Annotated in this window: 21 protein-coding genes; 8 read left to right on the top strand and 13 right to left on the bottom strand. The window is 35.4% G+C overall.

The genetic code is table 11. From position 1 onward, the window contains the following. The first annotated feature begins 94 nt into the window (after nucleotides 1-94). Complete coding sequence (locus INT04_RS06570; protein ID WP_193015355.1) at nucleotides 95-1291, top strand: MFS transporter; 1197 nt, start codon at nucleotides 95-97, stop codon at nucleotides 1289-1291. 129 nt (nucleotides 1292-1420) lie between these two features. Here INT04_RS06570 and INT04_RS06565 read toward each other — a convergent pair whose 3' ends face one another. Next, nucleotides 1421-2017 (bottom strand): TetR/AcrR family transcriptional regulator, encoded by a 597-nt coding sequence (locus INT04_RS06565; RefSeq protein ID WP_193015354.1) that lies wholly within the window; start codon nucleotides 2015-2017, stop codon nucleotides 1421-1423. A gap of 153 nt (nucleotides 2018-2170) precedes the next feature. Here INT04_RS06565 and INT04_RS06560 point away from each other — a divergent pair, with 153 nt between their 5' ends. Then, a complete protein-coding gene (locus INT04_RS06560) occupies nucleotides 2171-3673 on the top strand; it encodes an MFS transporter (protein ID WP_193015353.1) in 1503 nt (500 codons plus the stop codon). A 3-nt stretch (nucleotides 3674-3676) separates the two neighbouring features. Here the strand turns inward: INT04_RS06560 and INT04_RS06555 are convergent, their stop codons facing one another. Further along, nucleotides 3677-4564, bottom strand: a complete 888-nt coding sequence (locus INT04_RS06555; protein ID WP_193015352.1) for a LysR family transcriptional regulator — start codon at nucleotides 4562-4564, stop codon at nucleotides 3677-3679. A 76-nt stretch (nucleotides 4565-4640) separates the two neighbouring features. Continuing rightward, complete coding sequence (gene accA, locus INT04_RS06550) at nucleotides 4641-5603, bottom strand: acetyl-CoA carboxylase carboxyl transferase subunit alpha (RefSeq protein ID WP_193015351.1); 963 nt, start codon at nucleotides 5601-5603, stop codon at nucleotides 4641-4643. Nucleotides 5604-5904: 301 nt separating this feature from the next. On the opposite strand from accA, the gene ydeE reads away from it, so the two are divergent. Continuing rightward, complete coding sequence (gene ydeE, locus INT04_RS06545) at nucleotides 5905-7095, top strand: efflux MFS transporter YdeE (protein WP_193015350.1); 1191 nt, start codon at nucleotides 5905-5907, stop codon at nucleotides 7093-7095. 78 nt (nucleotides 7096-7173) lie between these two features. Here the strand turns inward: ydeE and nifJ are convergent, their stop codons facing one another. The 3 genes from nifJ to INT04_RS06530 all read right to left on the bottom strand — a co-directional run bounded on the left by nifJ (nucleotide 7174) and on the right by INT04_RS06530 (nucleotide 12431). After that, the gene (gene nifJ / locus INT04_RS06540) at nucleotides 7174-10671 is read right to left on the bottom strand and encodes a pyruvate:ferredoxin (flavodoxin) oxidoreductase (RefSeq protein ID WP_226894013.1); all 3498 of its coding nucleotides are present in this window, start codon (nucleotides 10669-10671) and stop codon (nucleotides 7174-7176) included. Between the two features lie 245 nt (nucleotides 10672-10916). After that, entirely contained in the window at nucleotides 10917-11453 is a 537-nt protein-coding gene (locus INT04_RS06535) for a metallophosphoesterase (RefSeq protein ID WP_193015348.1), read from the bottom strand. 132 nt (nucleotides 11454-11585) lie between these two features. Further along, nucleotides 11586-12431: a helix-turn-helix domain-containing protein gene (locus INT04_RS06530; RefSeq protein WP_193015347.1), complete on the bottom strand. Its 846-nt coding sequence runs from the start codon at nucleotides 12429-12431 to the stop codon at nucleotides 11586-11588. A 222-nt stretch (nucleotides 12432-12653) separates the two neighbouring features. Between INT04_RS06530 and INT04_RS06525 the strand changes: the two genes are divergently transcribed. Next, on the top strand, nucleotides 12654-13211 hold the full coding sequence (locus INT04_RS06525) for a GNAT family N-acetyltransferase (protein WP_193015346.1): 558 nt from the start codon (nucleotides 12654-12656) through the stop codon (nucleotides 13209-13211). A 66-nt stretch (nucleotides 13212-13277) separates the two neighbouring features. Here INT04_RS06525 and INT04_RS06520 read toward each other — a convergent pair whose 3' ends face one another. The 4 genes from INT04_RS06520 to INT04_RS06505 form a co-directional block, all read right to left on the bottom strand. Then, entirely contained in the window at nucleotides 13278-14561 is a 1284-nt protein-coding gene (locus tag INT04_RS06520) for a cystathionine gamma-synthase family protein (protein WP_193015345.1), read from the bottom strand. A 282-nt stretch (nucleotides 14562-14843) separates the two neighbouring features. After that, nucleotides 14844-15644: a MetQ/NlpA family lipoprotein gene (locus INT04_RS06515; RefSeq protein WP_193015344.1), complete on the bottom strand. Its 801-nt coding sequence runs from the start codon at nucleotides 15642-15644 to the stop codon at nucleotides 14844-14846. Between the two features lie 218 nt (nucleotides 15645-15862). Beyond that, nucleotides 15863-16396, bottom strand: a complete 534-nt coding sequence (locus INT04_RS06510) for a carbapenem self-resistance protein CarG family protein (RefSeq protein ID WP_193015343.1) — start codon at nucleotides 16394-16396, stop codon at nucleotides 15863-15865. A gap of 206 nt (nucleotides 16397-16602) precedes the next feature. Continuing rightward, on the bottom strand, nucleotides 16603-16980 hold the full coding sequence (locus INT04_RS06505; protein ID WP_226894006.1) for a lysozyme inhibitor LprI family protein: 378 nt from the start codon (nucleotides 16978-16980) through the stop codon (nucleotides 16603-16605). Nucleotides 16981-17533: 553 nt separating this feature from the next. Between INT04_RS06505 and INT04_RS06500 the strand changes: the two genes are divergently transcribed. Further along, complete coding sequence (locus INT04_RS06500; RefSeq protein ID WP_193015341.1) at nucleotides 17534-18622, top strand: alpha/beta hydrolase family protein; 1089 nt, start codon at nucleotides 17534-17536, stop codon at nucleotides 18620-18622. 53 nt (nucleotides 18623-18675) lie between these two features. On the opposite strand, the gene INT04_RS06495 is transcribed toward INT04_RS06500, so the two are convergent. Beyond that, nucleotides 18676-20058, bottom strand: a complete 1383-nt coding sequence (locus INT04_RS06495) for a PLP-dependent aminotransferase family protein (RefSeq protein WP_226894005.1) — start codon at nucleotides 20056-20058, stop codon at nucleotides 18676-18678. 134 nt (nucleotides 20059-20192) lie between these two features. On the opposite strand from INT04_RS06495, the gene INT04_RS06490 reads away from it, so the two are divergent. Continuing rightward, complete coding sequence (locus INT04_RS06490; protein WP_226894004.1) at nucleotides 20193-21068, top strand: DMT family transporter; 876 nt, start codon at nucleotides 20193-20195, stop codon at nucleotides 21066-21068. A 64-nt stretch (nucleotides 21069-21132) separates the two neighbouring features. Here the strand turns inward: INT04_RS06490 and INT04_RS06485 are convergent, their stop codons facing one another. Together INT04_RS06485 and ddlA are read right to left on the bottom strand one after the other, a co-directional pair. After that, nucleotides 21133-21519, bottom strand: coding sequence for a VOC family protein (locus INT04_RS06485; protein WP_193015339.1), 387 nt, complete (start codon nucleotides 21517-21519; stop codon nucleotides 21133-21135). A gap of 25 nt (nucleotides 21520-21544) precedes the next feature. Beyond that, nucleotides 21545-22645 (bottom strand): D-alanine--D-alanine ligase, encoded by a 1101-nt coding sequence (gene ddlA / locus INT04_RS06480; protein WP_193015338.1) that lies wholly within the window; start codon nucleotides 22643-22645, stop codon nucleotides 21545-21547. A gap of 202 nt (nucleotides 22646-22847) precedes the next feature. Between ddlA and INT04_RS06475 the strand changes: the two genes are divergently transcribed. Both INT04_RS06475 and INT04_RS06470 read left to right on the top strand, forming a co-directional pair. Beyond that, complete coding sequence (locus INT04_RS06475; RefSeq protein WP_193015337.1) at nucleotides 22848-23273, top strand: MerR family transcriptional regulator; 426 nt, start codon at nucleotides 22848-22850, stop codon at nucleotides 23271-23273. Nucleotides 23274-23411: 138 nt separating this feature from the next. Continuing rightward, nucleotides 23412-24587, top strand: coding sequence for an MFS transporter (locus INT04_RS06470; RefSeq protein WP_193015336.1), 1176 nt, complete (start codon nucleotides 23412-23414; stop codon nucleotides 24585-24587). Nucleotides 24588-24920: the final 333 nt, after the last annotated feature.

Raw genomic sequence — 24920 nt, 5'->3', positions numbered from 1 at the left:
TTCCCCAATGTTGTGACTTTGACGGTGTTTATCTCCAATATAGCGACAGATAAACTAAAACGCGATAAAAAGAGTAATTAAATATGGAGTATTAATGGAAAATATCGCGTCAGCACCACAAAAAAATAATAGCAAAGGCCATCATTGGTGGGCCGTTATTGCATTAAGCCTAGCGACGTTCTCTGTGGTTACCACAGAAATGCTGCCCGTTGGTTTATTAAACCCAATTAGAGATAGCTTTGGCATATCAACAGGAATATCGGGTTTTATGATTGTTATTCCGGCTTTTATTGCCGCTTTTTTTTCACCCATTGTTGTTATTAGTGCAGGTAAACGGGATCGAAAAACAATGTTGCTGTTTTTGGCATTACTTTTAGTTATTGCCAATATTATCTCCGCTTACTCAACAACGATTGTTCAATTATTAATTGCCAGAGCGATTGTTGGTTTTTGTATCGGTGGAATTTGGGCTTTTGCTGGTGGATTAGCCTTAAGACTAGTGCCAGAGAAATCTATCGCGTTAGCAACTTCTCTAATTTTTGGTGGTGTTGCCGCTGCATCGGTATTAGGTATTCCTATGGGCGTTTTTATTGGTGAATATCTAGGTTGGCGTGGTGCATTTATCGTTATGGGGTTATTTTCATTTTGTGTTTTAGCCCTAATGTTTATTTGTTTACCTACATTACCGGGTTCGTCTTCTTCACTATCAAACGCTTTTTTTGCGCAGTTTAAAAATACAAAATTAATCTTAGGATTATTAGTTACGCTCTTTCTTGTCTGTGCCCATTTTATGGTGTTTACATATGTTCGCCCATTACTCCAAACCACTGCACTGTTATCTAATTCAACCTTAGCGTTGCTATTATTTGCTTATGGGATCAGTGGCATTATAGGTAATTTTATTTTTGGTATTCAATCAGCAAAAAGACTCAATATGACTATTTCTGTTATTACAGTGGGTATATTAAGTGTCTTTTTAGGTTTTTTATTTTGGGTCTCATCTCCAGTGATGGCGATAGTGATAATGTTAATGTGGGGATTAATGTATGGTGGTGTTTCTGTCGCATTAATGACCTGGATTATGGCTGCAGTCCCTAAAGGAATTGAATTAGGAAGTTCCGCTTATATTGCAGTATTTAATCTGGCTATTGCTTTGGGTGCTTATTTAGGTGGTTTGGTGGTTGATCATTATAGCTTAAATGACACACTGGCTATTGCCGCATTATTGATTATCTTTGCTTTATTTTGTGTCTTTTTATCACAATACACAAATAAGGCTGTTAAAGCATAGGGACACGTTTAATATTACTAAAAAGGGTAATCGTTTATTATGATTACCCTTTTCTGTAAAGCCATTATTCTAAAGAGACGTCGCCACAAATTGGTCTTAAACGCTTAACTTAACCGATTAAATTTATATTTATTTAAGTAATTGAGTAAATTGTTGATACAACATCTCACCTAATGTTTTTTCGGTATATTCTTTGCTGTATCCTAAATTATCAACAGCGGCATGCATGCCGTGGTAAATCAATGTGCTGGTTAATTCAAGTTGTGTCACCTGCCACGTTTTATTTTCAGTACCTGCAATTAATAGTGATTGTATTTGTTGTAATGCCCTATTCTCATGAATATTATTGCTTTGGTGAAAAACTTGATGAAAAAGCATATCGTGCAATTTTTGTTTCTCAACATAGGCAATAACACTGATCTCACACCACTGTTTTAATTTCTCACGATAATCTTGCTGTGAGCAAGCACTCATTGCGTTTTCTATTTTACTCAAATACCAATCCATATAACGTGTTCTTAGCGCATCAAGAACATCCGTTTTGGCAGAGAAGTAATGATAATAGGTTCCTTTTGCCACACCTGCTTTTTTGACAATATCGCTAACCGTTGTTGCATCAAAACCTTTATCTAGAAACAACGTTTCTGCCGCATTCATTAACTCTTCTAACCGAACCTCTGCGGGCTTTGTTCTTGGTTTATCTGTAATTTGTTCTTCTGATGACATTGCTTATCTCCCTCAAAGTCGCTTGTCAAGAGTACTCTATATTAAAGCGAGCCACAATGATGATAAATGAAACTCATTATCAATAATCATTGACCGACGGTCGGTCGAGTATTATTATGCCTCTATGACTTCATCATTAAGGCAATAAAACTTATGACTTATTTAAAACGATTGTCACTTATCTGTGCTATTTGTTTAGGCACATTTATGGCAACTCTCGATATTAGTATTGTGAATGTGGCGCTACCAACGATTCAAAATGATATTCATGCTGATATGGCAACGTTACAATGGATTGTTGATGCTTATGCACTCTGTTTATCTGCTTGTATTTTGTCATCTGGTCCATTAAGTGACCGTTTTGGTCGAAAAAAAGTATGGTTATGGGGTGTGATTATTTTCACCTTAGGGTCTGTAATCTGTGCTATTGCACAACAACATGAAATATTGATCCTTGGTCGTGTTATTCAAGGTGTTGCAGCTGCTGCACTTATTCCTGGCGCATTATCGCTAATCACTCATGCTTTTCCTATTGATATTGAACGAGTCCGCATTATTGGAATTTGGTCTTCAGTCAGTGCCTTATCATTAATTATTGGCCCTATTTTAGGGGGGATTTTAGTCCATACGAGTGGTTGGGCAAGTATATTTCTTATTAATATTCCTATTGGCATAATCACGGTATTACTTGGCTGGTATGGATTAAGTGAAAGTGCTGATCCTGACAATGTGGCGTTAGATCCTTTTGGTCAATTAACCAGTATGCTGGGATTGGGGTTACTCACCTATGGATTAATTGAGGCGGGCTCTGTAGGTTGGTCTCATTATCGAACGCTATCGACATTAATTACGGGCATTATCTTCCTTGCGTTATTTTTGGTGATAGAGAAACGTGTTGAACGACCGTTATTACCACTGACACTATTTAAAGATCGTGCTTTTTTTCAATATAACCTTTCTTCTTTCACGTTAGGGTTTGCTACTTATAGTAATGTATTTTTCATTGCCTTTTTTCTACAAAAAGCACAAGGCTGGAGTGCATTAGAAACCGGTTGGAGAATGGCACCTGAGTTTATTGCAATGGCCCTATTTTCAATGTCTTTTGGACGTTTATCTGCTTATTTTTCAGTAAGAAAACTGATGATTTGTGGTTTCTTATTTATCGCTATTTCTTCTTGTTTATTAGCAACATTGGCAACAAATAGCCACTATGGAATAACGGGAAGTTACTTGTTTGTGTTAGGGGCAGGAATGGGATTGGCGACACCTGCAATTGGTGCATTAGTGATGAAAAGTGTATCACCCTCTCGCTCGGGCATGGCATCTGCCACCATGAATGCATTAAGACAAACGGGAATGACAATGGGAATTGCCTTATTAGGCACATTAATGGTGCAACAAGCCATTCACTATATGGTTATTCAAAGTCAGATATTAGGAATATCTGTAAACTATGTCGATATTGTAAGTTTAGTGACTGAAAATATGAGTAATAATTTGGAAGCAGAATTTGTTACCTTATTGCCAGAAGCGTTTAATTCGGGTTTTGCTTATGCAATTGCAATTGCGGGGATCTCATGTTTTGTGACTTTATTTATTGTGCTCTTTCCTTTTAAAGTAAAACACAATGCACTTTCACAACAAATAATGGATTGATTGTTATAAACGTTGAGATAGAAACTCAAGAAAATGCTCAATATTACGAGAAAGCGTACTACGGCTTGCATATATTGCGATTAAATTAATGGTTGCGGGTTGTTGAGGAAACTCAATTGCCCGCAATTTTCCTGCCTTAATTGCATCAAGACAACCGTGTTCAGCCAAAATCGCAAATCCTAATCCTTTCAATACCGCTGATTTTGCCAATATCGCACTATTGACACGATAGTGACTGTGAATTGTTATTTTTATTGGTTTTTTGTGTTCATCAATAAATATCCATGGTTGCCCTTCCAATGCACTTAAGCTAGAGATACAAGGCATTTGACTCAATTGCTCAATATGGGTCGGTATACCTGTTTTTTCTAATAATTCATTAGAAGCTACAACAATACTTCGCCACGATTTAATCAAGCGTGAATGGTAGCTACTGTCTGTCAAATGTCCACGATGAAATGTGAGTAGCAGATCAATATCATCATCAATGATATTTCTTGGCATTAATTGGGTATCACACTGAATGAGCAAATTAGGATGAAGTGCAGAAAAATCGGCTAAAATATCAGCAAGTAACTCACTACCATATTCACTTGGAATGGTTAAACGAAATGTTCCTGTTAATGGGCCATTACTGGTGATATTACTGACTATATTATCTAATTCATTTAAAGTTTTTTTGCCTTGTTGATAGAGTATTTTACCTTGCTCAGTAAGACGCATTTTTCGTGTCGTTCTATCAATTAGCTTACAACTCAGTTGCTGTTCAAGTTGTTTAATTGCGCGGCTAATATTAGAGGTTGGCATGGATAATAGACGAGCGGCAGCGGCAAATTGCCCTTGCTCTGCAACAGCAGAAAAAACACGTAATAAATTAAGATCAATTTGCATAAAATAATCACTGCCTAGGGGTTCTATGACTCAATATAGGCAGTGTAGCATTCATTTACTTTTCGCTTGTGATTAATTAACAGTAACCGTAAGACATGAGCTTTTGATAACGTATATCTAAAAGTACTTCGGTGGAATAACTTTTTAATAAGGTTAAATCTGTTAATAATTGCTGTTTAAGAAACTCTGCAGCTTGTTGATAATCACGATGTGCGCCACCTAAAGGCTCAGGAATAATGCTATCAATAATTCCTAATGATTGTAATTTAGGCGCTGTCATTCCCATGGTTTCTGCCGCTATTGGTGCTTTATCTGCACTTTTCCATAAAATAGACGCACATCCTTCGGGAGAAATAGCAGCATAAGTGCTGTATTGCAACATATTAACTTTATCACCGACACCAATTGCCAATGCACCACCAGAAAACCCTTCCCCAGTAATTGTACAAATAATAGGGGTTTTTAATCGTGACATTTCAAGAATATTACGGGCGATAGCTTCAGCTTGTCCTCGTTCTTCTGCGCCAATGCCGGGGTAAGCGCCTGCCGAATCAATAAAAATAATTACGGGCAAATGAAAACGCTCAGCCATTTTCATTAAACGTAAAGATTTACGATAGCCTTCCGGAGATGGCATACCAAAATTACGGCGTATTTTCTCTTTTGTATCACGCCCTTTTTGTTGCCCAATCACCATAACCGGCATTTTATCTAAACGAGCTAAACCTGCAACAATGGCTTTATCATCGGCGTAAGCCCTATCACCCGCTAATTCCTGAAAATCAGTAAATATCGCCTTAATATAATCAAGTGTATAAGGTCGCATTGGATGACGAGCAAGTTGCACAATATCCCAAGCACCTAAATCAGTAAAAATAGATTTTGTCAGCGAAAGACTTTTTTGCCTTAAACGTGCAATTTCTTCATCTAAATTAATGCCCGTTGGTTCATCTTGGGATTGTTTAAAGGTGAGTAATGCATCTATTTTTTCGTCTAACTCAACAATGGGTTTTTCAAATTCAAGATGAATAACAGACATAATAGCCTCAGATTTAGTGCAATAAATAAAAAAGTCATCTGTGCAGTTTAGAAAAAATAGGCATGTGATAATAGAGAGAGATCTGATAAACACTATTATCAAAAATGGGATAATAAGAATATAGAGTAAAATGAGTTATAAAAAACCACGCTCAAAAAGAGCTTTTTATTAATTTTCGAGCTATACAGTGATAACTAAGTCATGTATTAATACACAGTGCGATATCACTTTTTTCTCACCCGTGAAGAATCGTAATATTTAAAAAAAACCATAAAATACAAATAATTAAAATAAAGATAATATGCTCTCGAAAAAAACACGCTCAACAACTGCACTGCTATTTTCATCACTTCTTCTGACGATAGGAAGAGGTGCAACATTACCTTTTATGGCAATCTATTTATCACGGGAGTATCAATTACCTGTTGATGATATTGGTATTGCTATGTCCATAGCATTAACAACGGGTATTTTTTTCAGTCTTGGTTTTGGAATGCTCGCAGATAAATTTGAAAAAAAACGCTATATGCTGTTGTCTATAGTCATGTTTATTTTGGGATTTACAGCAATACCGTTAGTTCACAGCACTGTTTTAGTGGTGATCTTTTTCTCTGTGATTAATTGTTCTTATTTGGTGTTTTCAACCGTATTAAAAGCCTATTTTTCTGAAACACTATCAATTTCAGCAAAACCAAAAATATTTTCATTAAATTATACTTTTATTAATATGGGGTGGACGGTTGGCCCACCTATTGGCACATTATTATTAATGTATGGAACACAATTGCCCTTCTGGCTTGCGGCGATCTCTGCCAGTATTCCGCTTTTTATGATCCAATTATTTGTTCAGCGCTCAAAAGCTATCAATACGGGTGAAGAAAATAGCGTAAAGTGGGATCCCAAAATAATGCTAAAAGACCGAGCATTAAGTTGGTTTGTACTCTCAACTTTTTTTGGTACCTTAACGTTTGGTTCTTTTGCTTCCTGTATTTCACAATATATTTTAGTCGTTTATGATGCAAAATTAGCCGAGTCTGTTATTGGCGTAGTATTACCCGTAAATGCGGCTATTGTCGTCTCTTTACAATATATTGTGGGAAAACATGTTACTGCTGAAAGATTGCGTAAATTAATGACTTTGGGTACGCTGTTTTTTATGACAGGCTTATTGGGCTTTATGTTCGCAGGTGATAACTTGATTTTTTGGGCATTAGCAATTGCAGTCTTTACATTCGGTGAATTAATTTATGCGCCGGGTGAGTATATGATGATTGATAACATTGCGCCGTTAGGAATGAAAGCGAGTTATTTTTCAGCACAATCACTGGGTTGGTTAGGTGCAGCGCTTAATCCATTAGCCAGTGGTTATATTTTAACGTCGCTCCCACCTGTTTCATTATTTGCTATTTTAATGGTTGTATCAGCACTAGCTTGGTTTTGTATGATCCAAGGAATGAATGCAAGTAGAAAAAGAGGCGTTATGCTGTCATAAAAATGATTGCATACCCAAAAAGAAAAGACACCTTAATGGGTGTCTTTTTTTATGGTAAGTAGATAAGAATATGATGATTTATTCCACTTCTGCCTTTGTGGTTTTTTCTGCTAATAGATTAAGTAAGGCATATTTTTTCTCAATATTGCGCTGAGCTTGATTTGCCAATGTCATCGCTTTGTCTGGATAAATTTTAAATAAACGACTAAAGCGTTGTTCTTTATTTAATACCGCAGAAATTGATTGGTTAGGCGCTCTAGAATCTAATATTAGGGGATTTTTCCCCTCTTGTTCACGGCGAGGATCAAACCGATATAAAGGCCAGAAGCCAGATGCCGTTAATTGCTTCATTTGTTCATAACTCAAGGCCAAATCATAACCATGTTCTTCGCAAGGACTATAAGCAATAATCAGCGAAGGTCCTTGATAAGATTGTGCCTCTTGAATGGCTTTAATGGTTTGATTCATCTGAGCACCAATGGCAATTTGTGCCACATAGATATTGCCATACATCATCATTGTGACGCCTAAATCTTTGCGCGCTTTACTTTTACCCTCTTCACCAAATTTAGTGATGGCACCCATTGGAGTTGCTTTAGATTGTTGCCCCCCCGTATTGGAATAACATTGGGTATCTAATACCAATACATTAACGTTTTCACCACTGCTTAATACGTGATCTAGCCCGCCAAAACCAATATCATAAGCCCAACCATCACCTCCCACCATCCATACTGATTTCTGCATTAAATAGTGAGCATCATTAAGTAATTCTTTGGCGAGTGGATCACTACTATGGCCTAATAATGTTGATAGTGTATTAATCGCACTACGTTTATCTTGATTTGAATTATTAGTATTCGTCAATATTTGATAAAGCGAGGCCGGTATTTCTGTTGCAAATCGATTTAATAAACGTTCAACACGTTTTTTATGTTGATCTAAAGTGAGACGAAAACCTAAGCCAAATTCGGCATTATCTTCAAATAAAGAGTTAGCCCAAGCAGGGCCTCTACCTTCTCTATTTGTAGTATAAGGTGTCGTTGGAAGATTCCCGCCATAAATAGATGAGCAACCTGTCGCATTTGCAATTAATAGTTCATCGCCATAAAGCTGGGTCAATAATTTGATATAAGCAGTTTCCCCGCATCCAGAACATGCGCCTGAATATTCAAATAATGGTGTGATTAATTGTGAAGTTCTGATATCAATTTTTTCTAATTCGGAGGGATGTAAATCAGGTAATTGATTAAAGAAAGCAAAATTTTGTTTTTCTTGTTCTAATACACTCAATTTTTCAACCATATTAATGGCTCTAATACTTGGATCTTGTCTATCTTTTGCTGGGCAAACTTCATAACATAGGTTGCAGCCGGTGCAATCCTCTGGTGCAACTTGCAGTACATACTCTAACCCTCTCATTTCACGTGATTTTACAGGTAATTTTTCGAGTGTTATGGGGGCATTTTCTAATTGTTCGGATTTGGCCACTTTAGCGCGAATAGCCGCATGAGGGCATGCTGCAACGCAATAGTTACATTGTGTACATAATGACGGTTTCCAAACCGGAATGAATTCCGCGATATTTCGTTTTTCCCATTGCGTAGTCCCAGTTGGCCAAGTGCCATCCGGAGGGAAAGCCGAAACTGGTAAACTATCACCTAATCCCGCCATCATCATTGCAGTGACGGTTTTGACAAAATCAGGGGCATTATCAGCCACAATAGGCGATTTATAAGGGCTTTCAGCTAAAACTGTTCCTATAGGAACGCGCGCTAATGCGGATAAGGTTTGTGATATTGCCATTAAATTCGCGTTGACTAATGCATCACCTTTGCTTTGATAACTTTTAATAATAGTCTTATGCAGATAATCGTTTATTTCTTCTGCTGGGAAAAGAGCGGTTAAATGGAAAAATGCCGTTTGCATAATGGTATTAATACGTGCACCTAATTGACATTCGCGTGCAATTTTATATGCATTAATCACATATACACGTGCTTCTTTTTCAATCAGTAATGCTTGTACTTCTTGGGGTAATTTAGCCCAAACCGTTTGTGCTGAATAGGGTGTATTTAAAAGTAAAATACCGCCCAGTTTTAATTTTTCAACAACTTGATATTTATCGATAAATTGCCATTGATGACAACCAATAAAATCAGCTTGTTTAATAAGGTATGTTGAATTTATCGGCTCTTGGCTGACTCTTAAATGCGAAACGGTTAATCCCCCTGCTTTTTTAGAGTCATAAACAAAATAACCTTGTGCATATAACGGCGTATTATTACCGATAATATTGATATTATTTTTAGTTGCTGAGACAGATCCGTCGCTGCCTAATCCATAAAATAATGCGCTAAGTTGATGTCGAACGGGTAATTGGGCATCAACGGGCAGTAGTGATAAATGTGTTACATCATCATAAATACCAACAGTGAAGCGACGTTTGGGGCTAGGCTGCTGTAATTCTCTCAATACCGCCATCACACAATCAGGATCAAATTCTTTTGAGGACAACCCATAACGACCAGAAATAGTCAGCGGTAATGTTTCACGCTCCCCTTGATGATAGGCTTCGGCTAATGCAGTAATAACATCAAGATAAAGCGGCTCTGCTTGTGCGCCAGGCTCTTTTGTTCTATCAAGTACAGCAATAGATTCAACCGAGTTTGGAATTGCATCAAGAAAATGGCGTGCTGAGAATGGCCGATAAAGATGCACACAAAGTAAGCCGAGTTTTTCACCTTGTGCATTGAGTATATCAATCACTTCTTTACAAGGGCCTGCGGCTGATCCCATCAAAACAATAATACGTGTTGCTCGAGAGTGCCCATAGTATTCAAATGGTTGATAAGTCCGCCCAGTGACTTTTCCAAATAAACTCATAGCCTCTTCAACATGCTGATAACCACTGTTATACCAAGAATTTGATGCTTCTCTTGCTTGAAAATAAGTGTCTGGGTTAGCTGATGTGCCTCTGATTACGGGCGATTCTGGTGATAACGCACGCTGGCGATGTGCTTCAATGGATTGATATGGAATAAGCTGTTTTAGCTCATCATCAGAAATAGAAATAATTTTGTTCATTTCATGTGATGTTCTAAACCCATCAAAAAAATGAACAAAAGGGATTCGACTATTGAGCGTTGCCATTTGTGCAATCACAGCAAAATCTTGTGCTTCTTGTACACTATTGGCACAAAGTAGCGCACACCCCGTTTGCCGTATTGCCATGACATCTGAGTGATCGCCAAAAATAGACAGCGCGTGCGTTGCCACAGTACGTGCTGCAACGTGTAATACAAAAGGTGTTAACTCGCCAGCTATTTTATAAAGCGAGGGGATCATCAGTAATAATCCCTGAGATGATGTAAAGGTGGTTGCTAGCGCCCCTGTTTGTAATGCGCCATGAACGGTGGCTATCGCCCCACCTTCTGATTGCATTTCCATTAATCGAGGAACATCTCCCCAAAGATTGGGTTGATGGTTGACTGCCCATCGGTCAGCATATTCAGCCATTGTTGAGCTGGGTGTAATAGGATAAATAGCAATGACTTCATTTAAGCGATAAGCCATAGACGCAACGGCTTGGTTAGCATCTGTTGTGATATTTTGACGCGGATCATTACTCACAATAATTACCTTTGTTGTTGATCTTTTTTCTTATGCTTTTGAAATTAGCAGAAATTAATCACAAAGAATTATCGTATTTGTGTTTCGCTCATTGTTTATTCGCCAATTAAATGACTTTGGTCAACACTGGCGAATAAATAAAATTGTTATTTAACAATGCATTAAATAACAACAATATCTTAATCAGATTATTTGGATGTTATTTTTAGTATGGTTTCAATGCTTATGGGGAAAAAGTCATTCACATCAACGCCGACATTAATTGCATTTTTTCCTAAAACATCTAAACGTTTACGTTGTGAAGGATCTTTTTGTGAATTATGAACATGCCCATATAAATGAATAGAATCACGGAAAAAACCGGCCCATTCCAATATAGGATAATGAAACATCACAATTTTTCGTTTTTTATAATCCAACTCAAAATAATCTTTTACCCATTCAAATGCAGATATATCAAATTCCGGATCGTCCAGAAATTTGTCGTGATTTCCACGGATAAGGTACTTTTTACCTTTTAATCGACGCAAAATTTGATTGGCATCTTGTCCTGTTCCTCGATACAGAAAATCACCTAAAATATAGATTTCGTCATTATCAGAGACGTAAGCGTTCCAATTATGAATTAAAGTATCATTCATATGGCTAACACTGTTAAATGGGCGATCACAAAGATTGAGGATATTTGAATGGCAAAAATGTGTATCAGAAGTAAAATAAATCATAGTAAATTCTTAATAAGTAATAAAAGTCTCAACCTTAAGAAAATATTTTCCCTCGGTCTGTATAGTGATATTTTTTCAAAATAACTTCCTCCTTTGGTTAATAATTCAGCAATAAGTACAATATCATCTGTCTTATTGTCGTTGATGTTGTTTACGGTAACCTGATAAAGAATACCCCGTTTCTCTTTTAAAATATCGGCATAAATAAGAAGGATCATCAAAGTGAAGTTTTACTGATAACTCATTTACCGAAAGCGAAGTGTGCATTAATAATGCTTTTATTTCAAGAGTAACCTGACGATTAATCAAGGTCTTAGGGGCATCATTAAAGAATTGCTTTGTAATTTGCGATAAATAAAACGGTGTAATATTAAGCTGACTTGCATAAAAAGCCACCTCCCTATGCTCTAAACAATGTTTTCCTATCAACTCCCAAAACTGCCAGCAAAGTGTTTCTTTACGACTGAATTCTTTTTTAGCGATAGAAAAATGTGCAGGTATTGATTCAGTAATAGCAAAAAAGAGATTCTGTAAGTGGTTTTTTAACATTAATTTTCTGTGTTCAGAATAATGGCTATCAATATGTTTTAGCTGTTGAATCCATCTATTTAAGGCTTCATAGTGTTCTTTTTGTGGGGGGCAAACAGGATTTTCATGGAGAAAAGCAAATAAAGTATTAGAAAGAGAATACGCAATTTCTGATGCAAAAGGCTTATCTAAAAAGCAATAAAATAGACGAAAATCTGCTGATTTTTGACTCAATATCGTTATCATATCATCGCCCAAAATAAGGATATCATTCATTTTAATTGCTTGTTTTTTAAAACCAATATTGATTATGGCATTCCCTTCTAAGCAAATCATAACCACAATATAGGAAAGTGATAAAGGATAACCTATTTCATTCGCCATCGTACTTTCACCCATAATGGCATGTTGAGATGAAGCATTAAGTTGTGACAGTACTTGACTTAGCATAAATCAATTAACCTCTTTTAATTTTTATGAAGCCCGTTTGCTGTTTTTATATTTGACGATATTGAACTTAATAACAAGCATTTCCTCTTATTTGGTTTTCAAAAGTACCGACTTTACCTCTTTTATGACATTCGGTTTTTTATTTTTTTTCTTTAGAATACACACATCTTAAAGACGTAAGATAAATTGTAAAATATTTAAAAATAAAGAGAAGTCATTGAAATGAAAACATTAAAAACAGAAAGACTGATATTACGCCCATGGAAGCTTTCTGATGCATCAAGTTTGTATCAGTATGCAAAAGATGAACGAGTTGGCCCAATTGCAGGTTGGCCAATACACAAGAGTGTTGAAGAAAGTACCGAAATTATTCGTACTATATTTATGCGTGACGAAGTTTATGCCGTTACATTAATCAATGATGATCAGGCTATTGGCTTGATTGGATTATCTTTCGCAAATGAGAGTAATTTCCCGATTGGAGATAATGATGCTGAAGTCTCTTATTGGATTGGTGTTCCATTCTGGGGTAAAGGTTTAATACCAGAGGCTGTAAAAGAGATCTGTCGGCATAGCTTTGAAACACTAGAATTAGATAATTTATGGTGTGGTTATTTCGCTGATAATGAAAAATCACAAAAAGCACAAGAAAAATGTGGATTTAAATTCCATCACGTTATTGAAGAACAATACGCAGAGTTTTTAGATGCAGTGAAAGTTGAAAATATTTGTCGTTTAACAAAAGCGGAATGGATTGAAATTCAAAAACAAACACAATAAAAATAAAAACACCAGATGCTTGGGTGCTATCTGGTGTTTTTCAATATTGATTAAAATAGCGATTAATTAAGCGTTCGCTAACGCTTGAGATAAATCAGCAATTAAATCTTGTGGATTTTCTATACCAATAGATAAACGGATCGTGGTGTCTTGAATACCAATATTATGTCGTAATGCGATAGGTACACCAGAATGCGTTGTCGAACCAGGATGACACGCTAATGATTCTGTTCCACCCAGACTTACTGCAAGCTTGAAAATTTTCATTGTGTTAAGAAAACGGAAAGCTTCACTTTCTCCGCCAACAATATCAAAAGAGAATGTTGAACCTGCGCCAGTACATTGTTTGGCAAAGACTTGGCCTTCAGATGACGCTTTATCCGCAAAAGGTAAGTAATAGATTGATTTTACTTTTTCATGGTCACGCAGAAATTGTGCAACTAATAACGCATTCTGATTGGCTTTTTCCATTCTAATTTGCAATGTTTCTAATGAACGCCCTAACATCCAGCAAGAATGAGGATCAAGTTGTGTTCCTATTGCTCCTCTTAATAACCGAATTTGATTAATAAGCTCACGAGAGCCCATTGCCGCACCAGCCACTAGATCTGAATGACCACCCACATATTTAGTTAAAGAGTAGACCGAAATATCAGCCCCATGTTCTATTGGGTGTTGATAAACAGGGCCTAATAATGTGTTATCACAAACAATAATTGGGCGATATCCTTGAGCTAACTCTAATTGGTCAGCCACTATTTTTAATGCGGCAATATCGACTAATGAATTGGTGGGATTTGCGGGTGTTTCTGCAAAAATAACAGCTACACGCCCTTTCTCACTTGCTTTTTTTGCCTGAGATTGAATCAGTTCAAGGTTTAATCCATCAGTAAATGGTGTGGCTTGAATTCCAAATTTAGCGAGTGTTTTTGCAATTAACGTTTCAGTTCCACCATAAAGAGGCTGTGAGTGTAAAATAACATCGCCAGGTTGAGTTAACGCCATCAATGTCGTTGTAATTGCGGACATACCTGATGAAAATAAAACACAGGATTGCGTGTTTTCATAAACGGCTAATCTGTCTTCAACAATTTCACTATTAGGTTGATTAAAACGAGAATAAACCAGACCCGCTTTTTCACCTTCAGGTAATGGTTTTCTACCACTGACTGTATCAAAGAAAGCTTTACCTTCTTCAGCACTTTTAAAAATAAAGGTAGAGGTTAAAAATACAGGAGGTTTTACTGATCCTTCGGAAAGTAATGGATCATATCCGTAACTCATCATAAGTGTTTCTGGTGAGAGTTTATGTTCGCCGATATATTGTTTTTTCAGTTGAGAGTCAGCCATTTTTTTATTTCTTCTGTTTAATGGAGGATTCAGTATCATACTGAAAAAAATTCATGTTGTTAGAATGTTTTATATAAAATAAAAACTAGCAGTTATATAAACATAATGTGTTTATGAATAAGAATAATGTTTAATAAAGGATTGTATTCATTGAGCAATATTTAACCTAGGATATTGTTCTCAATAAACGCAGATTATTCTGGTCAAAAATAAGAAAATGGACAGCGAGAAAACGTAAAGATAAAAGGATTAAATGTCTCTTTTATCTTTACGTGAAGAAATTTACCACGCTTTGACTGCATCACCTTTGTAGGTTTCTTTAAATTTCAACTCAATTTGTCTTGAGTGAAGAACAGAAATAAGTTTTTTTATATTTTCATCATTTTTGTTATCTTCACGTGTCACGATAACATTAGCATAAGGGGAATTTTTATTTTCTAGGATCAATCCGTCACGTGTTGCAATTAGTCCAATTTGAGAAGAAAAGTTGTTGTTAATAATGGCTATTGTCACAGTGGGATCATTTAATGCATCGATCAGCTTGGGCGTATCCATTTCAATAAAAGTGATTTCTTTTGGATTAGAGCGAATATCATCTAATGTGGGGGTAAAACCGACATTATCATTGAGTGTGATAAGTTGGTTTTCTGCTAGTAGTAAAAGTGCTCGCCCTTTCATACTGGCTTCATTTGAAATTGCGACGACAGAACCTGATTGTAGCTCATTTATATCGCTGATTTTTTTTGAGTATGCTGCTAAAGGGAAGATAAAGGTTTTACTCGCAATATGAAAATTATAATTATGCTCTTTCATTTGAGCTTGAAGATAAGGAATTGATTGAAATACATTCGCATCAACGTCTTTATTATTTAATGCTTTATTAGGAAGTACATAATCATTAAACGCAATAACTTCGACATCAAGTCCTTCAGTTAACTTCGCTAAGCGAATAACTTCATCCCAAATCACCTGATCAGGCCCTGTATTAATTGCCACTTTTACTTTATGCGTATCTTCTTGTGAGCAAGAGACGGTAAATAGTGATATTGAGGCTAGAAGTAAACCTGTAATAATTTCCTTCATATCTCCCTCTTAAACCGACCTAGATAAAAACAGCACCATTAATATCATTTTGATTAAGAAATATCCTAACAATAGATTAATAACAAGGAACCAGAAATGATACAAGTACTCAATGCATATAAAGGAAGAAATATTCTTTATATCTTCACAATTTATTGTTTTATAAAATAAAAAAACGATACATCATAATATGATGTATTTGTTAATAACTTGTCGATTTATTCATTAATAATTTTATTTATACAAGCATCCGAATACGCATCTTCAACGCTTAGGTAAGATAATTCAGTGACACAATAAGTGTTAAACTGCCATTTAAATTGAATTTCATCCCCCTTTTTCTTTTCTGAAATATCATAACTAGAAAAACGAATAGGAGTGGGTTTTTGTAAGTTATTTCCTACTTTCTCAGCACTTAATAACACAACACGATCTTTTTTCTCAATAAATTTGAAATCAGAAATGGTGATATCTGTACCTTTAATCTTATTGTTGTAAAGACTCCAGGTGTTAGCGTATATGGATGGGACAATATAAACCTTTTGATCACTCCCTTTGATATAAACAGTAACCATATCAACGGATGATAAGTCATTTAATGGACGCCGAGATTTAACCACAACATCAGGAACACCATCACCATCAAAATCGATAAGATTTACTCCATATTCGAGTCTAATATTTGCTGATGTTGACGAAAATGGTAATGATACAAAAAGTAATCCTAGCCCAAGTTTTAATATCTTATTCATTGTATTCACTTCTTTTTTTGCCTATTACTTGCGCATCAGACTACTTTGTAGCAATGATTAGTCAAGGCATTTTATGTTTCAAAATAATACAAAAGTTACAATTATCTCATTCATAAAATATTCTCATACCAATAACTATACTTATTCGACTATTATAAAAAGAATGATGTTTCATGTTGATTTTCTTTTAAGGTTTAATTTTTTATTTAATATAAAGCAATGTAGTTTTTAAGATCACTAATTCTTTCTTTTGTTTTATCTTTTAGACAACTGCTATATACCATTGGCGCCAAACTTCCACCTTGGTAATAGTCTGCCTCATACTGGCAAGAGAGATCTCTGAAATTAACCCAAACTAACTGTGCTTGTTTTAATTGTTCTTTTCTATTGCCATCTAATTTTGTGTAATACTGCTCGTAGATATGGCTAAGTTCTTCATCTTTCTCTTGAAAATCTTGATATACACATTGATTAATTTCGGTTTGCGTTGCCGCATTTCGGCAATCAAAGTTGTCTGCTTGTAAATGTATAGACCAAAATAATATACCACCAGAGATTGCACTTAATAGGATAAGTTTTTTCATCACACCGTCCATTTTTTGATTGAAAATATCGCTAAAGATATTGATCCCATTCCTTTAATATTTCATTTAGAAGATAAAAATAAAGTAAATTCTTTATCATTTTAGCAATATTTCTTATATGACAATTACATGAAGACAGCACAAAAGCACTCTATTTAAGACACTCCAATTTAGAGAGTTATGGTTAATTTAGCGTAATTATACTGATATTTTGTTTAGAGAAAATAGCTATTTAATATAAATTTTAAAAAATGATAACTCAATATCTTTTTTCTTTAACAAAAAGTGTCATTTAAAAAAATATTAAATGAAATTATAACTTATTTTCTATTATTATATTTTTGTTGTATTTAGTCTTTATTATCAAATTATCTAATCAGTTTAGGTTTAACACGTTACTCCTCTTACCAGTTTGTATTTAAGCATCTTTTAATTATACATACATAAATAATTAGACTAATCAGTCTAATTAATGCATATTATATAATTAGTACCAAAAATATTTTATTCAAAGTGCTCATGAGGTTATTACAAAGAGTGGATCTTTCAAGCTATGAAAAAATGTTTCAAATCAATTTGGTTTTATTTAGGGGTTATCGTACTTATTTTCATCATTATGATGAGCGGTGGTCAATATTCTGATTTTGAATTAGATAATCATGGATCAGTGATAATACCCGTTAATTTTGTTTCTAAGACTGACACTCTATCTGGAACTTTAATCTTACCCATCGATAACAAAATAAAAGCAATTGCTATTTTTGTTCATGGTGATGGCGCTCAAGATCGTTTTTCTAATAGTGGTTATTTGCCATTAATTAACAGCTTAATTGATGCTGGTGTTGGTGTTTACACATGGGATAAAGCAGGTGTAGGTGAAAGCCAGGGAAATTGGTTACTTCAATCTATGCAAGATAGAGCGGATGAGGCACAAATTGCGCTACAACTGATACAAAATAAATTTGCTAATACTCATATTAAAGTCGGTTTTTTCGGGTTTTCGCAAGCTGGATGGGTTATTCCTATTGCGGCTTCATACTCTAAACCTGACTTTTCCGTTATTATTGGTGGTGCAGTTAACTGGCGTGATCAAGGTGCTTATTATTATCAAACTCGTTTAAAAGCCAGCCATATCGATGATGTCGAAATTAATCAAAAAGTTGTAGAACAACTGCAACAAAATGATCGTGTATTTGGTATTAATGGTAGCCACGATATTACAGCTCAAGGAGATATGTCTGATGATCGCTTTCATTTTGTTATTCAAAACTATTTGAGTGATTCATCTCCAAATTTACCTAATATGAAAGGTCGAGTTCTTGCGATGTTTGGTGAGTTAGATCTTAATGTTGATGCGCCTAAAAATGCCTGTTTATATAAAAAATTATTAGGTGTTAATGCAGATAAAACGGTTGCCTTATTTCCTAATGCCTCACATGGATTATTAAAAGCACCACTCTTTAATTACCAATTGGAAAATCAATGGCCATGGTGGAAACAACTGCTTTTTATTTACCAAGGTCGAGAGAGTTATGCTCCTAATACTTTACGTATATTAACATCATGGATAACTGAAGACGCCTCCATATCCACCGAGTACATTAATTTTAACTGCGAAGATATCAATATTTTATCAAAATAAAAGTCGCGAACACCTAAACAGAAATAGTGGTTTAGGTGTTCGAATGTCGATAATTATAAATCAATATGATATTCAATGACGTTTCTTATTTTTATTAAGGCATCACGTAGTAAATCAATTTCAATCGATGCTAATGCAATACGAATAGCGTGGGGAATATAAGGTGTTGTTGCATACGGTTCAGCGGTTGCAACAGATATTTGCAATTGATGTAATGACGTCACAATTTTATCTGCCCTAACCTCTTCAGGCAGAGGTATCCATAAAAAATAAGACATGGGATGACGAATTGAGGTTATTCCTTCAAATACCTCGCTGACTATTTTTTGTCTCTTTTTTGCATCTTTACGTAATAAACACTCTAATTTCTCAACGACACCTTCTTTTATCCATTGGCAGACAATCGATGTCATTAATGCTGGCGTATTCCAAGTAGTCACTCTAATAGCTCGTTCTAGAGCAGAAATAGTATCTGTGGGTGCAACAATAAAACCAACTCTTAGCCCTGAAGCAACATTTTTAGAAAAGCCAGAAATATAGAAAGTAATATCTGGAGCTAACGTGATAATAGGTGGCGGTGTATTTTGAGCTAAGAAGGCATAAGTAGCATCTTCAATGATAAAAAAAGAATACTTTCTTGCCAAAGCAATTAACTGCTGTCGTTGTTTTAATGTTAATACCCATCCCATTGGATTATGCAGTGTGGGAATACAATAAAATGCACGTATTGCCCTTTTTTTACATAATTCTTCCAGTTTGTCTAAGTCTGTTCCTAATGGTGTAATAGGAATAGGCAATATTTCCAAATGATGAGCAAGAGCAGCTAATTTAAAACCAGGATAACTTAGCGCATCACTAGCAACAACGTCTCCTGGTTTTAATAAACCAAGAAGTGTAATAGCAATGCCTTGTTGTGCTCCATTGGTAATAATAATATTTTCAGGATTAACGCTTATCTGTTTATTTTTTAGGTATTGGCCGATAATCACTTTATCATACAATTTACCACCATGAGGCTGATAGCGTAGCAAAGATTCAATTTCACCTGAGGTTGATAATCTTTTTAACTCTGATCGTAATAATTCAGCCTGAATAGGCAATGATGGGTAATTAAAGTTAAGATCTAACATATCCGAGGCGGCAGGGTTTTCTATTCCATAATTACTTGGTAATGAGAATTCACGAACAAAGGTTCCTCTTCCTGTTTCACCGATAATTAAACCCATATTTTCTAGCTCAGCATAAACACGACTTGCTGTTGCTAATGACATTTTATGCTCTGTGGCTAAACGTCGGTGTGTTGGCAACCGCATGCCAGGCAATAGTTTTCCTATCCGTATTTCATGCGCCAATTTATCCACTAAAGATTTATAACGAGGCTGAACCATAGAAATTGTATCCATGACAATTATTTGATTGTCATGATTGTGTTCCATAAGATGAAGTTCAGCAAGTTACATCGTCGATACACATTTTTTATACCAATAAAATTTCATATTTTTGTTGCTATAGTAAAAATGTAATTAGTTGTTTTAAATAAAAATTAACCATACTAAATATGGAATATCGTATGCAACAAGTGCAACAAAAAGAGCGAAATAATGGCTGGATAAATGGGTTTATTGGTATGTTAATTTTTAGTGGTTCGTTACCTGCCACAAAAGCCGCTGTATTAGGCTTTGAGCCTTTATTTTTAACCGCAGCAAGAGCAAGTATTGCGGGCCTATTATCACTATTAATGTTGCTGTTATATAAAGAGAAATTACCCACATTTAAACAATGGATATCGTTAACCATTGTATCATTAGGTGTTGTCGTGGGCTTTCCTCTATTAACGGCCATTGCATTGCAAGAAATAACATCAGCACACTCTCTAGTGTTTCTTGCCCTATTGCCATTATCTACTGCCATTTTTGCAGTAATACGGGGTGGTGAAAAACCGCGTCCTATTTTTTGGTTATTCTCTATTCTAGGTAGCTTATTCGTTATGGGATATGCGCTTTCTCAAGGAGGCGCATCGTCGATCAGCGCAGATCTATTAATGATAGCATCCGTAATTGTTTGCGGTTTAGGTTATGCAGAAGGTGCAACATTAACTAAAGCCTTAGGAGGATGGCAGGTAATTTGTTGGGCATTAATCGTGTCATTGCCGCCGATGCTTATTCTTAGTTTTATTCTTATGCCTGAACAATTAACGATAATTAGCACATCAGCGTGGGTTGGTTTAGGTTATGTTTCAATTTTTAGTATGTTGATTGGTTTTATATTTTGGTACAAAGGATTATCACAAGGGGGGATTGCTGCTGTGGGACAACTTCAGTTATTGCAGCCATTCTTTGGACTAGCACTCGCCGCAGTATTACTTCATGAATCTGTTAATTTACTGATGTTGCTTGTCACGATTGGTGTTATTTTTTGTGTTGCTGGCTCAAGAAAATATGCCTAATTAAAATCAAACATTTAAAGCTAAAGAACACGCTAAATAACCATATAACCATATTTAGCGTGTTTTACTCTTCAATTAAATTGGCAACTTCGAGCAAATTATTATCAGGATCACGCAAATAAACAGACATAATAGCACCAGTTGCTCCCGTTCTAGGAACAGGCCCTTCTTCTATTTTTATACCCTGTTGATTTAAATGCTCAATAATCTCTGATAACGGCGTTTGTGTTAGAAAACACAAATCAGCTGAACCTGCGGTTGGTTTTGCCGCTTTGGGAAGAAACTCTTTTCCCACTTGATGAAGATTTATTTTTTGAAAACCAAAAGTGAGAGCTTTGCGCCCTTCTTTAAACGTAATCACGTTAAAGCCTAATACACGGTGATAAAAATCACAGGTTATCTGAATATCAGCAACAGTTAATACCAGATGGTCAAGGTGTGTAATTTTCATCAGGCCCTCACTTTTTATATATTAATTAAAGCTCACACTTTGTTTTTAAAATGGCCGTCTTTTTATGGTGATCGAGTGCCAACTCAATTAATTTAGTAATTAATGATTGATAGCCTAAACCTGCACTTTGCCATAATTTTGGATACATGCTGATATTGGTAAAACCAGGTAGTGTATTTATTTCATTAATCACAACACGGTTATCTTGTGTTAAAAATACATCAACACGAGCCATACCTAAGCAATTAAGAACACGATACGCTTTTAATGCCACTTGGCGAATATGTAAGCTAGTGTCTTCATTCATTTCTGCAGGAACAACGACTTTAGCACCATCATCATCAATATATTTTGTGTTATAGGCATAGAACGCATCATTTAATACGATTTCACCACAAGGACTCACTTCGGGAGCCTCATTTCCTAAAACTGCGCATTCTATTTCACGACCTACAATCGCACTTTCAACAATTACTTTAAGGTCGTATTCAAAGGCCATTGCTAATGCCGCATTAAACTCTTCTTCATTATTAACTTTGCTAATTCCTACAGAAGAACCTAGGTTTGCAGGTTTAATAAATAAAGGAAGCCCTAATTGACGAACCATTTCATTATAAGGAATATCATTAATTTGGTGCGCCATAATGGTAATAAACGGAGCAACAGCTAATCCTGCGCCATCAAGAAGGCGTTTAGTAATATCTTTATCCATACAAGCCGCTGAACTCATGATATTTGGGCCAACATAAGGCATATCAATCATGTGTAATAAGCCTTGCAATGTACCATCTTCACCATATGCACCATGGACAATTGGGAATACAACATCAATTTGAGGCAGTGCTTGACCATCTTCAAGAGAAATAAATTGATTTTTTATACTACCCGGAATAATAGCAACTGCTCTTAAAGGTTTGCTTAATGAGATGGTTTTAGGATTATCGCTATTGAGTAGGTAGTCAGATTCTGAGTATTCATGCCACTGACCTTGTTCATTAATACCGATTAAGCAAAGGTCGAATTTCGTTCGATCTAATTCATTAATAATATTTTTTGCTGATTGTAATGAAACTTGATGTTCTGTGGATTTACCACCAAAAATAATAGCGACTCTTAATTTACTCATTTTCTAACCTTTTATAGGACAGCTATAGCGAATAGGTAGCAATATATCATGATAAAAACCCCCAATGTAGGGTGATAGTTCTTATCTGTGAAAAATTACGATAAAATGATGAAATTCTATGATTTAGAGTGCTAAAACATCACTCTTTAACGATATAACGCCTCAATAACGATAACAATTCTATTAGGTAAAGGTAGAGAGCATGACTGATGTAAAGCAACCGATTGAAATGGATATTACCGAGGTTGTAAAAGCAACGGGTATCGCCTCTTCAGCGATTCGTTATTATGAAAAAAAAGGACTTATTAATTCGATCGGGCGTAAAGGGCTTAAGCGTGTCTATCACCGAGATATTCTAACTCGCCTAGCTTTAATTACTTTAGCGCAAGAAGCGCAGTTTTCTCTAGATGAAATAGCACAACTTAGCGCCAACCAAAGAATACCGACAATAGATAGAAATATTGTTTATCTAAAAATTGAAGAGATTGATAATAAAATCAATGAACTTAAACGTCTTAAAAAAGGATTAGAACATATTCAAGTATGTCCCGAAGAGAATCACTTTCAATGCAGTCATTTCCAAAAGATCTTAGCCTTAAGCCTGAAAAAAAGAACGAGTAAAAAATAACAACCATCTCACTTTCTTCGTAATTCATCAGAATATCAATTAGCTAGATAATTTTTATTTCTCTATTGACTTAAAGTTAACTTCAAGTTGTAAGATGCGTATCTCTTTAATCTAGTTATCGCATCAGTGGAGATCTCTATGCCTAAATCAGTATGGTGGTTGGCATTTTCTTTAGCTCTTTTCACAACAGGAAATGCATTAGTGCTTTCTGTTGCTGTTCTTGTTGGTGAACAATTGGCCAAAGATCCAATTTATTCAACGGTTCCTTTATTAAGCCAATATATTGGAATAATTTCAGCCACTATTCCAATGGCTCACTTTATGCTGAAATACTCACGTAAAGCAGGTTTTATTATTGGTAATATAGGTGGACTAATTGGAGCATTATTATCTATTGCAGGTATCTATTATCATAATTTAGTGCTGTTTTCTTTTGGTACTTATTTTACAGGAATTGCCATTGGTACAGCACAACAATATCGTTTTGCTGCACTTGAAGAAACACCTACCAATATGCATGCAAAAGCTATTGGTTTAGTCATGAGTGGCGGTATCGTCGCTGCTATTATCGGACCCACTTTAGCCGTTGCAACACGACAATTTTTTACAGATTATCCGTTTATTGGGCCATTTATGGCACTAAGTGTTATTTATATATTAGCTTTTGGATTACTGTTAAAAATCCCACTGAAAAAGAGTGTAAAAACAAAAACCTCATTTGAGGAAAAACCAAGAAGTTATCATCAATTATATAGCCAGCCATTATTGTTTTTAGTGACTATTGTTAGCGCATTGGGCTATGGGATTGTCGTGTACATGGTTGGTGCCATTCCGCTTTCTATGAAACAAAATGGTTTTGAATTTGCCACAATTGCTTTTGTGTTCCAATGTCATATTTTAGGTATGTTTGCACCCTCTTTTATTACGGGGCAACTTATACATCGGTTTGGAATTAAAATCTTCTTTTTCACTGCGATACTATTATTAATCATTGCATTAAGTATTAATTTACAAGGTAACAGTTTTTATCATTATCTTATTAGTTTTATTTTAATCGGTATCTCATGGAATTTTAATTTAATTAGCTCCACAAATTTATTGTCTAAAACTTATTTATCTCATGAACGCGCAAAAGTACAAGGTACAAATGATTTCTTAATTTTCCTTCTAGGAGGATTAGGCAGTATCACTGGGGGAATTGCTTTTTATTTAATCGGTTGGCAAAACACCAATATTGTTGGTATTGCCATTGCAATAGGTATTTTATTCGTTGCTCTTAAAATGCGAAAATATTTATCCATTACTGCTCAATAATACCCCAATAAGAAAATAAGTATTTTTACTCATCTCTACTTTATCATCTTAAGCCCGCTTAAATAGCGGGTTTTCACACGAAAAGCCACGGTTTACTTATCGCTGAGATTGCAAGAGAGAAAGCTATACTGATAGAATCACGCTACCGATTAATATTTTGACTTAAAAAAAGGAGGCTAATTATGCTGTTGTGTGATCTTATTGAATACTCACACTTCTTTGGTAATCGCCACTGCTCAGGCTTTCACAGTACTTTACTGCGTTAACCTGCCTGAGCGACGTTAACAATTACCTCTCCTCAGCTTACAGGGTTATCGCTTGATATTACCCAAG

This window comes from Proteus sp. FME41 (assembly GCF_014897315.1).
In the GTDB taxonomy this organism is placed as follows: Bacteria; Pseudomonadota; Gammaproteobacteria; order Enterobacterales; family Enterobacteriaceae; genus Proteus.
This window is presented reverse-complemented; position numbering and strand designations above follow the sequence as displayed.

What these genes read in the sequence shown, in the direction of transcription:
- INT04_RS06570 (WP_193015355.1), top strand. Translation starts at nt 95, where the DNA reads ATGGAAAATATCGCGTCAGCACCACAAAAAAATAATAGCAAAGGCCAT.
- INT04_RS06565 (WP_193015354.1), bottom strand. Translation starts at nt 2,017, where the DNA reads ATGTCATCAGAAGAACAAATTACAGATAAACCAAGAACAAAGCCCGCA.
- INT04_RS06560 (WP_193015353.1), top strand. Translation starts at nt 2,171, where the DNA reads ATGACTTATTTAAAACGATTGTCACTTATCTGTGCTATTTGTTTAGGC.
- INT04_RS06555 (WP_193015352.1), bottom strand. Translation starts at nt 4,564, where the DNA reads ATGCAAATTGATCTTAATTTATTACGTGTTTTTTCTGCTGTTGCAGAG.
- accA (WP_193015351.1), bottom strand. Translation starts at nt 5,603, where the DNA reads ATGTCTGTTATTCATCTTGAATTTGAAAAACCCATTGTTGAGTTAGAC.
- ydeE (WP_193015350.1), top strand. Translation starts at nt 5,905, where the DNA reads ATGCTCTCGAAAAAAACACGCTCAACAACTGCACTGCTATTTTCATCA.
- nifJ (WP_226894013.1), bottom strand. Translation starts at nt 10,671, where the DNA reads ATGGCTTATCGCTTAAATGAAGTCATTGCTATTTATCCTATTACACCC.
- INT04_RS06535 (WP_193015348.1), bottom strand. Translation starts at nt 11,453, where the DNA reads ATGATTTATTTTACTTCTGATACACATTTTTGCCATTCAAATATCCTC.
- INT04_RS06530 (WP_193015347.1), bottom strand. Translation starts at nt 12,431, where the DNA reads ATGCTAAGTCAAGTACTGTCACAACTTAATGCTTCATCTCAACATGCC.
- INT04_RS06525 (WP_193015346.1), top strand. Translation starts at nt 12,654, where the DNA reads ATGAAAACATTAAAAACAGAAAGACTGATATTACGCCCATGGAAGCTT.
- INT04_RS06520 (WP_193015345.1), bottom strand. Translation starts at nt 14,561, where the DNA reads ATGGCTGACTCTCAACTGAAAAAACAATATATCGGCGAACATAAACTC.
- INT04_RS06515 (WP_193015344.1), bottom strand. Translation starts at nt 15,644, where the DNA reads ATGAAGGAAATTATTACAGGTTTACTTCTAGCCTCAATATCACTATTT.
- INT04_RS06510 (WP_193015343.1), bottom strand. Translation starts at nt 16,396, where the DNA reads ATGAATAAGATATTAAAACTTGGGCTAGGATTACTTTTTGTATCATTA.
- INT04_RS06505 (WP_226894006.1), bottom strand. Translation starts at nt 16,980, where the DNA reads ATGAAAAAACTTATCCTATTAAGTGCAATCTCTGGTGGTATATTATTT.
- INT04_RS06500 (WP_193015341.1), top strand. Translation starts at nt 17,534, where the DNA reads ATGAAAAAATGTTTCAAATCAATTTGGTTTTATTTAGGGGTTATCGTA.
- INT04_RS06495 (WP_226894005.1), bottom strand. Translation starts at nt 20,058, where the DNA reads ATGGAACACAATCATGACAATCAAATAATTGTCATGGATACAATTTCT.
- INT04_RS06490 (WP_226894004.1), top strand. Translation starts at nt 20,193, where the DNA reads ATGCAACAAGTGCAACAAAAAGAGCGAAATAATGGCTGGATAAATGGG.
- INT04_RS06485 (WP_193015339.1), bottom strand. Translation starts at nt 21,519, where the DNA reads ATGAAAATTACACACCTTGACCATCTGGTATTAACTGTTGCTGATATT.
- ddlA (WP_193015338.1), bottom strand. Translation starts at nt 22,645, where the DNA reads ATGAGTAAATTAAGAGTCGCTATTATTTTTGGTGGTAAATCCACAGAA.
- INT04_RS06475 (WP_193015337.1), top strand. Translation starts at nt 22,848, where the DNA reads ATGACTGATGTAAAGCAACCGATTGAAATGGATATTACCGAGGTTGTA.
- INT04_RS06470 (WP_193015336.1), top strand. Translation starts at nt 23,412, where the DNA reads ATGCCTAAATCAGTATGGTGGTTGGCATTTTCTTTAGCTCTTTTCACA.